We start from the raw sequence: 11,365 nt of genomic DNA, 5'->3' as shown, positions 1-11,365 counted from the left end.
AGCCACAGACGATTTGCAACTTTTGCGTGACAAAATGCAAGAATACATGGATGCTGGAGTGCAATTGGCATGGTTAATTAACCCCCAACAGCAGCAAGTGGAAATTTATCGCCGGGGACAGCCAGTAGAAATGCGAAATCTTCCGACAGAATTATCGGGGGAAACCCTATTACCCGGATTTAACTTGAGTTTATCTACGTATGTAGATAATACGCTTGCTTAAGCAGATACCATAAACCTTATTCGGTTTTGTCCTCTGGCTTCTGCTCCTTGGCTTTTACTCTCTTCCTCACTTTACTTGGCTTCGGCTTTGTGGCTTCTGGCTTCTGCTCCTCTGTCGTAGGTTTCGGCTCTTTGGCTTCTGGCTTCTGCTCATCTGTACTAGGCTGTTGCTCTTTCGTTTCTACCTTCGGCTCTTTGGCTTCTAGCTTCTGCTCATCTGTACTAGGCTGTTGCTCTTTGGCTTCTACCTTCGGCTTTTTGTATGGCTTCTGCCGTTTTATACTCGGCTTCTGCTCTTTGCCTTCTGACTGCTGTTCTTTACCTTCTGGCTTCTGCCTTCCCGTACTCGGCTTCTGCGGTGACTTATTCTGCCGTTTCTCCTGCTGTACGGCTGTCTTGTCCGCCTTCGACGCCTTCAAAAACTTAGGTGCTTTATCCAAGGGTGGTGCTAACAGAGCATCAAACTCAAAAAGATTCCGAGTGGGCAAAAATTTAGCCTTGACTTGAATAAATGCCGGATGTCCTTGCTCCTCTTTGGGGGTTTTGGGATTGAATCGGAATGGCTTAACCGGAGAATCTTTCCACATCAACGGTAGGTGAGACGCCTTCATAAATCTCACCTTTTGCGCTGGTTCAGCTTGTTTGATATAGTCTAAGCGATCGCGATTGAAATTACGGAAAATCGAGACAACGGGTCCTCGACAAACAGGTATAAATTGCCACAAGCCACGAAGCTGAAACTCAAAATCGTCCAATTGTGCCGCAACACCATCGGGTTCTCCTTTCGAGAATCCTACCAACTGAAAGGAAATCTGATGCGACTTAGTGCGCTGAGGAAAGTGGATGACTCTGGGGTAAACGATTAATCGTTGAGTCGCTTCGCCAGTGTTTTTGATTTCCAGTTTCAGAGCGTTGAAAGCCTTGCGTAATCGAGAGGTATAAAACAAGGGATAGTCTCGACCCGCCATAGTAAGCATAGCCCGCCCCTCGTCTGACCAGCTAACATCACCGACGACGATTCCAATCGCTTGGAAGATAATTCCATCATTTTCTGATTCCTTTGTTTCCTCCTCAGGAGCATCAGATTTTTCAGGTGTGTCAGATTTTTCAGGTGTGTCAGATGTTTCAGATGTTTCAGATGTATCCGATGTTTCAGGTGGTTCAGGTGGTTCAGGCTTTTTAGGTGTGTCAGGTGTGTCAGGTGTGTCAGGTGTTGCTGTCGTCTGTTCGAGTTCTGGCTCTGTCATCATGGCTGCTGCTGACTTTTTCGTTCAGGGTAGCATTAGAAGCTATATTCCGTCGCCAATTGCGGTACGTTGGTTCAATTACAACCAACGGAAATTCTTATCCAGTCGTGTTTGGACGCCTGTAAGCGGTTTGCTGGGGGCGTTGAATCTCTGGCGAATTATGGCAATTAGTGCGGCTGCGGTTTCCAGAATGCAATTTTATGTTTGATTTACCCATTGTACTATGGCTTGGATTAACCCTTCTAAGGTATACTGTTGAGCCTCTACATCCACTCGCCCTAAGAGTTGTTGACAAGTTTTAGAGGTTTGTGGACCAATGGAGGCAATACAGACATTTTCCAAAAGCGAGAGTGGATGATTACTGTTTTTGTCCAAAAGCTTCCTAAAATTTTTGACGGTTTTAGAACTGGCAAAGGTAATAATATTGACGGTATGATTTTGCAACGCTGCCGAAGCTGGGGGTGCTATTTCCCCTGGACAGGTTGACTGATAGGCTGCTACTTCCACAATAGTAGCACCCTGGGCAGTTAAGTCTTTGACTAGAACTTCTCGTCCCCCAGTTTCTACACGCGGAAACAGGATAGTTTGTTCCGCCAAGGGTTCCGGAAAATGTTCAACTAGAGAATCGGCGACAAAATCTGGGGGAATAAAATCTGGATGTAATCCCCGTTCCTTTAAACTCGCCGCCGTTTTCTTGCCCACAACAGCAATTTTGACGCCGGATAACGCACGACTATCTTTTCCTAGTGTCAGCAATCGTTCAAAAAAGTACTTAACGCCGTTACTTGAGGTGAGAATTAACCAATCAAAATCGGATAAATTAGTAATGGCTTGATCTAAGGCGTCCCAACTCGACGGCGGTGTAATCACCAAGGCGGGCATTTCAATCACCGTTGCGCCTTCTTTCTCCAACAAGTCTCGAAATGTACTCGACTGTTGCGCCGAACGAGTGACTAAGATTGTTTGACCCTGAAGCATCTGCGGGAAACTACGTTTATTAATGTCCTCGCCTATTGTCTCTTGTTTTGGGGTAAACTCAACGGGTAATTGTTGGTGCGATCGCAGATAGTCTCGTAATCCTACCACTTCTCCCACGACAATCACCACCGGAGACAGGGAGACACCCGCTGTTTGCTTAACAATACTGGACAGGGTTCCCACCCAAACCTGTTGCTGAGTCTGTCCACAAGCCCGAATCACCGCCACAGGGGTTTGATAGGATTTGCCATAACGCTGTAACTGCTGAACGATTGTGGCTAAATGACGCCCACCCATTAAAATAGCCAGAGTATCGATTCGTGCCAATGCTTCCCAGTCTAAGGCTTCGGGTTGATGTGCCGTCAGGACAGTAAAACAGCGACTCAAAACTGCATCAGTCAGGGGAATATTTGCCAGTAACGGTGCAGCTAGGGCAGAGGAAATCCCCGGTACGACTTCAAAGGCACAATCAGCATCGGTTAACGCTTGAATTTCAGATGTAGCCCGACCAAAGATAAAGGGATCACCACTTTTTAAACGGGCGACTTGCTTCCCTTGTTGGCATTGTTCAACCAACAATTGATTAATCTCTGCTTGCGGAGTTGAGGGACGCCCCCCTCGCTTTCCCACATCAAACTGGCGGCAATTTGCTGGGACTAATTGTAAAAGTTGGGCCTCTACTAAAGCGTCATAGACTAATACCTCCGCTTGACGGAGAATCTGTTGCCCCCGTAGGGTGAGGTATGCCATACTTCCGGGTCCAGCACCGACGAGATACACTTTACCCAAAGGGCGTCGAGAACGCCCACGTCTAGAAGAATCAGGATAAAAGCTGTCCGCTGCCTGTTGATTGTTGATTCGGGATTCTTGATTGGGGTGAACCATTCTCCAATTTTAAACTGTTTTCGTAAACACATCCTCCTGAGGATATATTCTATTTTTAAGCTAGGTGATAAAAAATTAAAATAATTCTATATGAGTAGAGTGTCTTCCGGTGAATCTGAGTGGTAAAATAGAATGTCGAACGAAAAGGAAACCAATTTTATGCAATTTATTCGAGAAAAACTCTTTTCTGCACGTCCAGTGCGTTTTCTCATTGTCGCTTCACTGTGTACAGTTTTGTTGTTGTCCAATGCTTTGCCAGCGGCGGCTGTAGGTGGCTCTGATAAAGGTGGCACCACCCTAGACGAAATTGTTGAGAAAGCTGAGCAAGTCGTGAAACAAGAACCGCGTTCGATGCAACAGGTGCAAGCGGAGGCGAATAACAGTACGAATACGGTTCAAGGCTCAGCGAATAAAGAAAAGATGGAGCAATCTCAAGATTCTAAGTCAGGACCGGCTATGGCAGAAGATGTTAACAAAGCGGTTAAAGACATGGAAGATGCTGATTACGATTAGAGCCTTTTGAGGAGGCGATTGAAATCGCTGCTACACAAATGTATGCGAAGCCTTCCCGAAGGGTAGTCCGCCTGCGCGGACTCGTGGACTGTCCATTTATAGCAATCCTATTTGAGTCGTGTCCAAAAATCTGATAATTTTCGGGAATGGGCAATGGGCAATGGGAAAGAGTTTCAAAACTTTTTTCTATTTTTTGATTTTTCACACCCTATTTAGGATTGCTATATAGCAGTAGACACATCGATTAGGACTTTCGGCACCATTGTAGAGACGTTGCATGCAACGTCTCTACAGAAATGATGTGTCCTAACCGCTATGGCGGTTGCTATAGCTTTAAGTAGTTGATGAAATTCCAACAATACAGCAGATTTCAGTTAAGCAAGATCCCCCACTTCTCTAAGAAGTCGGGGATCTGTCTGTGTACCTCACTTACTTGAAAAGCGCTGTAAGCTGTCATGCATTTAAATGGGGAATGGGTAGCGAGGAGGAATGGCAAACCGAGAACGGTTACAGATTATCAGGAACAGCTTATATATATGGGCGCACATTTTCCCATTATGAAATAATAGTATCAAAAACTAATCGAATTGTCTAGATTTTTTTCAAAAATGCTGAAATCCTCGACTTAGGGTTAATAATTCATCCGCATACCTTCCTGTACTATCCCGGAGACAAACCTCCGTACCGGATGTAATGGAACCAATAATTGCTGATCCGGCTGCAAATTTTTCGACAAATACCTGAGCCAATGGTTCAGACAAACATAACACCAGTTCAAAGTCTTCACCCCCATACAAAACCCAATCCCAAACTTGTTCTGAGGAAGCAAGCTGAGGTAATACGGAGGGGAGAGGAATCGCATCCCGTTCCACCAAAGCCCCCACCCCACTCGCTCGACAGATTTGGGCGATCGCATCCGCTAGTCCATCGCTGCTATCCATTGCGGTTAGGGGGATTGGAGACGTGTTGAGTATTGAGCCAACGCTAGGCTGATCAGGAACCGGGTTTGTAGGGGCGGGTTTAGGGACTTTTTTTTGGTTATCAATAGTAGCGTTTGTACAAAACCCGCCCTGATTATTAGGTTGATTAGGAACCGGGTTGTTATTGAGGATTGGAAATTGGGAGGCGATAATGTCCCAGAGTTGAGGTAAGATATCTAGTCTTGGCTGAGGGCGTTGGTGGGCTTGGATGAGACGCGATCGCTCTTTTTCATTCAAGTCTTTGCCGAATTCCGGATTCAGCAATAATTCCAACCCAACTCGTGATGCACCATGAACTCCTGTCACCACGATCGCATCGCCAACTTTAGCATTAGAACGACGCATAACGCGCTGGGGTAAGACTTGACCAAATGCAGTAATCGATACCGTAATCACCGGCGACTGACAAACATCACCCCCGACAATGGGCGTATGATACGGCTGTAAACACTCAGACATACCTTGGTAGAGTCGTTCAACCCAACTCACCGCCACATCACCCGGAAGACTCAAGCCAACCGTAATCCCCAGAGGCGATGAACCCATTGCAGCTAAATCCGATAAATTTGCCGCCACCGCACGCCAACCCACATCTTCAGCCGACGTCGTGCGATCGCTAAAATGAATTCCATCCACCAAGACATCGGTTGTCACCACTAATAATTGCCCCGGTTCTGGATTTGGCATAATCGCCGCATCATCACCCACAATATCTGAGGGACAAAAGCGCTGTAATCGTTTTAAAACACCCTGTTCTCCAATATCTCTAATTACATCATTGCTCATTTGTCAATTTATGGGTTTCATTATTCATTCATACGCCGATGCAGTTTCGGAAAGCGATAGTAGGTATCTCCATCCGCATCAACTTCTGGGATAGCATTAAACACCTGAACTTGGTGTTCCAAATACTGCTGTGCGATTTCGGGTTCAACCCTAGCGGCTGCAGCCAACTGAATCAGAGAAATACAGCTATTTTCCGTTTCTAATAACTGATAAAACGTTTCCTCTAATTGCTTTTGTTGACTTCGGGTGGCTCTTTGCAAGAACAAGATGCCTAAAACACCTAAAGTGATCACCAATAGCAAGTCAATAATTGGCATATTCAGGGAACAGAGAATAGGGAACAGGAAACAAACCGTTGATCCTTACCTTAACCTGAATGGCACGCTCAGATGAGGCTGGTGGGCATTGCCCACCCTAAGGGATATCAAGGGTTTTGGCAATTCCAAACGGCTTATTGAGCGTGCCATTGTACTTAAGCGGCAACGTCGGGTTCAACCAAATTATCAGCGCCCTGAACAACTGTAGCTGACTCAATGATATCGCCGAGTTCTAGCTTGTCCAATACGTCTTTCCCCTCAACAACATAACCAAAGACCGCATAACGCCCATCCATAACATTAAAACCAGGAGGGGTTAACTCACTATCAAACTTGAAGAAAAAGAACTGAGACGAACCCCCATTGGGATCATCTCCTGGACGCGCCATGGCGACAGCACCGTAAGCGGAGAAAGGAAGCACGGGTTCATCTAAATAAATCCCCGCCTGTTCTAAGGTCATACCATAGATGGGTTCCTCATCTCCCCTGACTAACACTTCAAAGGGAATCGCCCGATATTCACCTGTTTTGGGATCGATAAATCCTTCTTCGGGTCCAGGTGGATCACCGGTTTGCACGTAGAAGTCTTCAGTACGGGTAATTGCCAGATCATCATAAAAACCCCGTTGCACCAAATCAACAAAGTTACCCGCCGTAACCGGGGCGCTATAGCCATCAACGACTAAGGTCATATCCCCTTTATTCGTGGCTATCTCTATCGTGGCGCGACCTTTGAGTTGAGGTAAATTACTATACTCTGAGGGGACTTCAAAAGGAAATCCCTTGACCATCATTCGTTCTAGTTCGCCCACCTTGTCAAGGATTTTGCCTCGCTCAATCCAGACGGCTTCTTTATCCTTGGCTTCAACTGCTTCTCGGAGTGAAACGATATCATTTCTCATGGTGGTAATGATCGCTTCAGCTTGCGGTTTTTGCTCCTCTGGGATGTCAGCCAGCACTTTTTCCGGGCGATTGCTCAAAATTACATCCGCTTTGGTGATATCCCGGTTAATCGGACTCCAGCGCTTTCCCCGTAACTGAGTGGCAATATCTTCGAGACTTGCTTGCACGTTCCGCACCGCTTGATTCTCAATGGGCAGAGCATACCGCAGTAGGGCTTTGCCATCAGTAATCGCATTCCCCTGCGCCAAGCGACTTTCTCGCGCAGGTGGTTGTTGATCATTACCGAAATTCCACCAGGCACCGCTTAAACTTACAGAGAGTGTCACCAGTAGCAGCGCCACAAAACTGGTTTTGAGCAGACGTTGGCACCAATCGAGCTTGAGAATTTTTAAAGGTCGCATAAACATATCGCCTAAGGCTGAATACCATTAGGTTGAGGCTAACTTACAGCATTGAAACAGATATTCTTCATCTTGCCATACGGGGTGTCCGTGCCAAAACGTCCGAGCGCGAATACCTCCCTTGCCCCCCGATCTATGGGATGTTCCTCAACAAGGGTACAATAAAGTGCCGATTGTTATGCCCAAAGTTATGCGGAAGCCGTCAGCCGTCGCGAATTAGGGGTTTGACAAGTCTGATGTGGGCGTTACGTTTAATGCTGACCTCAATGCCAGCTACAATATCTTGCGTACACTATTCCCCAACCCTTGAGGACTAATGATTTCAAGTAACGACTTTCGCACGGGTGTCACGATTGAATTGGAAGGATCGGTGTGGCGGGTGGTGGAGTTTCTCCACGTCAAGCCTGGAAAAGGCTCGGCATTTGTCCGCACCAAGCTGAAAAATGTTCAGACGGGTAATGTCATGGACAGAACCTTTCGGGCTGGGGAAACAGTACCCCAAGCCATCCTAGAAAAACGCACTATGCAACATACCTATAAAGATGCTGACCAATTGGTCTTCATGGATATGGAAACCTTTGAGGAAAATCGTCTCAATGAAGACCAAATTGGCGATCGCGTCAAGTATCTCACCGAAGGGATGGAAGTCAATGTGGTGACGTGGAATGACCAAGTCCTGGAAGTGGAGTTACCCAACTCCGTAGTGCTGGAAATTGTGGAGACTGATCCGGGTGTCAAAGGTGATACCGCGACAGGTGGCACTAAACCCGCTACGGTGTCTACCGGAGCGCAAGTCATGGTACCGCTGTTTATTTCCGTCGGTGAGCGAATTAAAATCGATACTCGTAACGATTCCTATCTCGGTCGCGAGTAAATGGATCTGAACCAATCAATCAACAGCTAAGGTGAATATCCAAACACGGCTTTTGCCCAGCTCAAATCGTGATCAATCCTGCCTGAGGTATCATGTAGAACTCTAACCTTGAATTTTTTCGGAATTCCTATCTCTCTAATTTAGTTGTGCCATTAGACTTCAACCAAATCCGTGAACTGCTAACCGCGATCGCTCAAACCGATATTGCGGAAGTGATATTGAAAAGTGATGACTTTGAACTGACGGTACGTAAAGGATTATCCGCCAGTCCTCCTAGCGACTCAACAGTGAGTCGAACAGATACCCCTGTGGCGTCCAGCTTGGGAACAGCGGTGGTTGGAATGGCTCCCCCGCCGCCTCCCACTTCCACACCCACACCTGAACCAGCACCATCGGCTCAAACGGGAACAGCTTCAGCTACACCGTCTCCAGGAGGGGAGTCAAAATGGGAAGAGGTGAAATCGCCGATGGTCGGTACATTTTATCGGGCACCATCGCCAGATGACGCCCCTTATGTGGAAGTTGGCGATCAGGTTCGCGTGGGTCAAACTATCTGTATCATTGAAGCAATGAAGTTGATGAATGAACTTGAAGCCGAAATATCCGGACAAGTGATGGAAGTTTTGGTCGAAAATGGCGAACCGATTGAATATGGTCAACCGTTGATGCGGATCAATACAGGGTAAATGAGCGATGTAAAGGATTGATGATTACTCTATTGTTATCAATTGACCAAAAATAGGCTAAAATTTGATGATCACCTAATTTCGGGTTAGACCGATGCCAAGCGTAAAAACAGTCCCTCAAGAGGTCGTCCAACAAGTTTCTGAGTATTTTAGTATCTTAAGCGAACCCATGCGCCTGCGCCTGCTCAATTTACTCCGAGAAGGTGAAAAATGTGTCCAAGAATTGGTAGAAGCTACAGAGACGAGTCAGGCAAATGTCTCTAAGCACCTGAAAGTGATGCTACAGGCGGGAATACTCAGCCGCCGCACTGAAGGCACATCTGCCTACTACAAGGTAGAAGATGAGCTGATTTTTGACCTATGTAATTTAGTATGCGATCGCCTCGCTACCCGCATCGAACAACAAGCCCGCCATTTTCGGAACTTTACTTTGACGAACAAAGGATAGAAGGGGAATTTTTTTGTCCAAAAACTGAACTGAACAGGCGATCTAAGTACCTGGACATAAATTCTGTTCACTGTACTCAGAACTATTAACAAGCGTCAAAACCTTACTGTTCCCCGTTCCCCCGTTCCCTGTTTCCTTGTCCTCATGCTCAACTTTAATCATGGTTGTTTGACCTTAAAGTTGAAAGTTTGTTTCAAAGTTTTGGCGAGTCATCGGTTGATCGACGATCAACCCTTCACCTCCTAAGACTTCGAGGGGTTTTCCTTCCACATCAATCCAGACTTGAGCATCCGGCTCTAAGCTGGTGGCTGTATAGATAATTTGTCCGAGGCGGCTTTGCATCGAAGTACTGCCACCCCCTGTAGTAAAGTCTTCAGATAGATCTAGATGTACTCCGTCAGATTTGATCGAAAGATTCCGTAACTCAGTTCCTTCGGGAATTGCCGAGGCTACCGCTTGCTGCTCAGGTCCAGACAATAATTGCTGGAATGCCCTCTCTAACACTTCAGATGGATTATCAGCATTTTCGACGGTAATGGAACTGGGAACCAGTTCAATTTGATTATTGACAGCATCAACCCAATACACTTGAACCTTTTGTTCAGTCGCGGGCGGCGTGTCTTGGGGCGATTGGGAGAGGGTAGGCACTTCCGATTGGGGGGGTGAGGCGGTAATCGTATTCCAAGCCCACCAAGCGCCTCCACCAGCGGCGGCTAACATCGCCACGGAAACACCAGCGATCAAACTTGTGGGAATACGACGTGTATCTTGTGGATTTTGCATAGTTTTTACCTTTCCAATCGTTCAATGTTTATAGGATTAGAAAAAAATGTGATAATTTTTCTAGTCTTTGACTTTTGACCTAGTAGGACAGGTTTCGTTACGTTATCAGTTTTTGCCATAAGTTAGCGGTAAAACCCGCCCCTACATAGACCACCAATTGCTCTGACTGAACCGACACCCTAGTCTCCTTGCGGTACATCAGCTCGAACAAATGCGGCTATCTGTAGATCCTGATTATCTATCTCTAATTGTAAGAGTCTGACCGTAATCCCAGCATCTTCCAAGCTAAGGAGATTGGCGCGATCGCTTATTCCCTTGGCGAAGCCTTCAACCAGGCGAGACGGTAACGCTTGACCGTCAACGGTTACTTTGGGTTCAATCAGTTGCAAGCGATGTCCGGCTTCAATCCCCAATCCGGATTCCACCACAATGGCTAGGGATTGACGATTCCCTTCCACCGCATCCACTTGGAAACGCAGGCGATTATTTCCCAGCAACTCTAATCGAGGATTGAGAAACTGGTAACGCTGTGCGGTATCTCTGGAGAGACGACTACCAAGTTGTTGTAATTTTGCAGCAACTCTAGGAGACTGAAGCATCTGGTTGAGATCTGATTCGGTTAAAACCAGACGCACCCCCGCTTGTAACGGTTGACGTAACGAGGCTAAGGGCGACGTTTGACCCTCCTGTCTCAGACGGTTGATATCCAGATTAATCGGATCAGTTTCGACTTCTAGAACATCAATCCGAATGTCTGGCGTTAACCATAACCCTCGACCCGCAATCCGGACTTGTTCGAGTTTTCCTTGCAATGCTCGGTAGTTCGGGGTATTGTCAATCCGCACATCAAGCTGTTCAACTCTCTCCAATTGAGAACTCAGGACATTTTCCACCACGCGATCGATGATTAAGCCCGGAGGGGAAACCAGCGTGAGTAACGCCGATAGGAGGATGCTCAAAAATTCCATATTTCCGTTGAGTTGTTTATATTACTTAACATTTAACCCCTAAATCTTTAAACTTTATTGCAGTTTTATTACAGAGTGAGAGCCGATTGCCATAGGCATGATACCTTCAATGAGGTGTTGACGAAAAGCACAGCCTTAGGAAAGGAGGACATTTTGGATTTGCGTTCTGCTCAAACCACCAACGACTTTGTTCATGAAGATATTAGTGAGTACGTGGCTCAGCTTCAGCTACACATGGCGTTACAAGCCCGGAATTTAGTCCCGACTCTCACCAAGGCAGTAGATAGCCGAGAGCAGTTGTTACAGCAAACCCAAGCCACCGTGGAAAAGCTAGCGTCTCGACAGGCGGTTTAGTTGAGTGTTGAGTGTTGAGT

The 11,365-nt window shown here is 46.6% G+C and carries 14 protein-coding genes; 7 read left to right on the top strand and 7 right to left on the bottom strand.

Annotated elements, in window-relative coordinates; all coding sequences use genetic code 11:
* Positions 1 to 223 (top strand): Uma2 family endonuclease (locus RIG66_RS33165; protein ID WP_446384260.1); only part of this gene is annotated, 223 nt, incomplete at its 5' end.
* 16 nt (positions 224 to 239) lie between these two features.
* Here RIG66_RS33165 and RIG66_RS33160 read toward each other — a convergent pair.
* Complete coding sequence (locus tag RIG66_RS33160) at positions 240 to 1,472, bottom strand: hypothetical protein (protein WP_446384258.1); 1,233 nt, start codon at positions 1,470 to 1,472, stop codon at positions 240 to 242.
* Here RIG66_RS33160 and RIG66_RS33155 point away from each other — a divergent pair.
* Positions 1,471 to 1,677 carry a hypothetical protein gene (locus RIG66_RS33155; RefSeq protein WP_446384256.1) on the top strand — a complete coding sequence of 69 codons (207 nt, stop codon included), beginning with the start codon at positions 1,471 to 1,473 and terminating at the stop codon, positions 1,675 to 1,677. The two genes, RIG66_RS33160 and RIG66_RS33155, sit on opposite strands and share 2 nt — an antisense overlap.
* Here RIG66_RS33155 and cobA read toward each other — a convergent pair.
* Complete coding sequence (gene cobA / locus RIG66_RS33150; protein WP_446384266.1) at positions 1,668 to 3,197, bottom strand: uroporphyrinogen-III C-methyltransferase; 1,530 nt, start codon at positions 3,195 to 3,197, stop codon at positions 1,668 to 1,670. The two genes, RIG66_RS33155 and cobA, sit on opposite strands and share 10 nt — an antisense overlap.
* 294 nt (positions 3,198 to 3,491) lie before the next feature.
* Here cobA and RIG66_RS33145 point away from each other — a divergent pair, with 294 nt between their 5' ends.
* Positions 3,492 to 3,845, top strand: coding sequence for a hypothetical protein (locus RIG66_RS33145; RefSeq protein WP_446384254.1), 354 nt, complete (start codon positions 3,492 to 3,494; stop codon positions 3,843 to 3,845).
* A gap of 602 nt (positions 3,846 to 4,447) precedes the next feature.
* Here RIG66_RS33145 and thiL read toward each other — a convergent pair.
* The 3 genes from thiL to RIG66_RS33130 form a co-directional block, all read right to left on the bottom strand.
* Complete coding sequence (thiL, locus tag RIG66_RS33140) at positions 4,448 to 5,611, bottom strand: thiamine-phosphate kinase (protein ID WP_446384252.1); 1,164 nt, start codon at positions 5,609 to 5,611, stop codon at positions 4,448 to 4,450.
* A 20-nt stretch (positions 5,612 to 5,631) separates the two neighbouring features.
* Entirely contained in the window at positions 5,632 to 5,928 is a 297-nt protein-coding gene (locus tag RIG66_RS33135) for a hypothetical protein (protein ID WP_446384250.1), read from the bottom strand.
* A gap of 155 nt (positions 5,929 to 6,083) precedes the next feature.
* The gene (locus RIG66_RS33130) at positions 6,084 to 7,232 is read right to left on the bottom strand and encodes a peptidylprolyl isomerase (RefSeq protein ID WP_446384248.1); all 1,149 of its coding nucleotides are present in this window, start codon (positions 7,230 to 7,232) and stop codon (positions 6,084 to 6,086) included.
* Positions 7,233 to 7,548: 316 nt separating this feature from the next.
* Here RIG66_RS33130 and efp point away from each other — a divergent pair, with 316 nt between their 5' ends.
* The 3 genes from efp (at position 7,549) to RIG66_RS33115 (ending at position 9,240) form a co-directional block, all read left to right on the top strand.
* Positions 7,549 to 8,106, top strand: a complete 558-nt coding sequence (efp, locus tag RIG66_RS33125) for an elongation factor P (RefSeq protein ID WP_446384246.1) — start codon at positions 7,549 to 7,551, stop codon at positions 8,104 to 8,106.
* Positions 8,107 to 8,252: 146 nt separating this feature from the next.
* A complete protein-coding gene (gene accB, locus RIG66_RS33120; protein WP_446384244.1) occupies positions 8,253 to 8,792 on the top strand; it encodes an acetyl-CoA carboxylase biotin carboxyl carrier protein in 540 nt (179 codons plus the stop codon).
* A 94-nt stretch (positions 8,793 to 8,886) separates the two neighbouring features.
* The gene (locus RIG66_RS33115) at positions 8,887 to 9,240 is read left to right on the top strand and encodes an ArsR/SmtB family transcription factor (protein WP_446384242.1); all 354 of its coding nucleotides are present in this window, start codon (positions 8,887 to 8,889) and stop codon (positions 9,238 to 9,240) included.
* 174 nt (positions 9,241 to 9,414) lie between these two features.
* On the opposite strand, the gene RIG66_RS33110 is transcribed toward RIG66_RS33115, so the two are convergent.
* Complete coding sequence (locus RIG66_RS33110) at positions 9,415 to 10,023, bottom strand: GerMN domain-containing protein (RefSeq protein ID WP_446384240.1); 609 nt, start codon at positions 10,021 to 10,023, stop codon at positions 9,415 to 9,417.
* 179 nt (positions 10,024 to 10,202) lie between these two features.
* Positions 10,203 to 10,991 (bottom strand): LmeA family phospholipid-binding protein, encoded by a 789-nt coding sequence (locus tag RIG66_RS33105; RefSeq protein ID WP_446384236.1) that lies wholly within the window; start codon positions 10,989 to 10,991, stop codon positions 10,203 to 10,205.
* Positions 10,992 to 11,144: 153 nt separating this feature from the next.
* Between RIG66_RS33105 and RIG66_RS33100 the strand changes: the two genes are divergently transcribed.
* Positions 11,145 to 11,345: a hypothetical protein gene (locus RIG66_RS33100; RefSeq protein WP_446384264.1), complete on the top strand. Its 201-nt coding sequence runs from the start codon at positions 11,145 to 11,147 to the stop codon at positions 11,343 to 11,345.
* The last annotated feature ends 20 nt before the right edge of the window (positions 11,346 to 11,365 follow it).

The sequence above is a fragment of the Coleofasciculus sp. E2-BRE-01 genome (assembly GCF_040221695.1).
GTDB lineage: Bacteria > Cyanobacteriota > Cyanobacteriia > Cyanobacteriales > Coleofasciculaceae > Coleofasciculus.
This window is presented reverse-complemented; position numbering and strand designations above follow the sequence as displayed.

Bases quoted from the DNA above. Each gene is read 5' to 3' on its own strand.
- RIG66_RS33155 (WP_446384256.1), top strand. From the start codon at position 1,471: ATGGCTGCTGCTGACTTTTTCGTTCAGGGTAGCATTAGAAGCTATATT.
- RIG66_RS33160 (WP_446384258.1), bottom strand. From the start codon at position 1,472: ATGATGACAGAGCCAGAACTCGAACAGACGACAGCAACACCTGACACA.
- cobA (WP_446384266.1), bottom strand. From the start codon at position 3,197: ATGGCATACCTCACCCTACGGGGGCAACAGATTCTCCGTCAAGCGGAG.
- RIG66_RS33145 (WP_446384254.1), top strand. From the start codon at position 3,492: ATGCAATTTATTCGAGAAAAACTCTTTTCTGCACGTCCAGTGCGTTTT.
- thiL (WP_446384252.1), bottom strand. From the start codon at position 5,611: ATGAGCAATGATGTAATTAGAGATATTGGAGAACAGGGTGTTTTAAAA.
- RIG66_RS33135 (WP_446384250.1), bottom strand. From the start codon at position 5,928: ATGCCAATTATTGACTTGCTATTGGTGATCACTTTAGGTGTTTTAGGC.
- RIG66_RS33130 (WP_446384248.1), bottom strand. From the start codon at position 7,232: ATGCGACCTTTAAAAATTCTCAAGCTCGATTGGTGCCAACGTCTGCTC.
- efp (WP_446384246.1), top strand. From the start codon at position 7,549: ATGATTTCAAGTAACGACTTTCGCACGGGTGTCACGATTGAATTGGAA.
- RIG66_RS33115 (WP_446384242.1), top strand. From the start codon at position 8,887: ATGCCAAGCGTAAAAACAGTCCCTCAAGAGGTCGTCCAACAAGTTTCT.
- RIG66_RS33110 (WP_446384240.1), bottom strand. From the start codon at position 10,023: ATGCAAAATCCACAAGATACACGTCGTATTCCCACAAGTTTGATCGCT.
- RIG66_RS33105 (WP_446384236.1), bottom strand. From the start codon at position 10,991: ATGGAATTTTTGAGCATCCTCCTATCGGCGTTACTCACGCTGGTTTCC.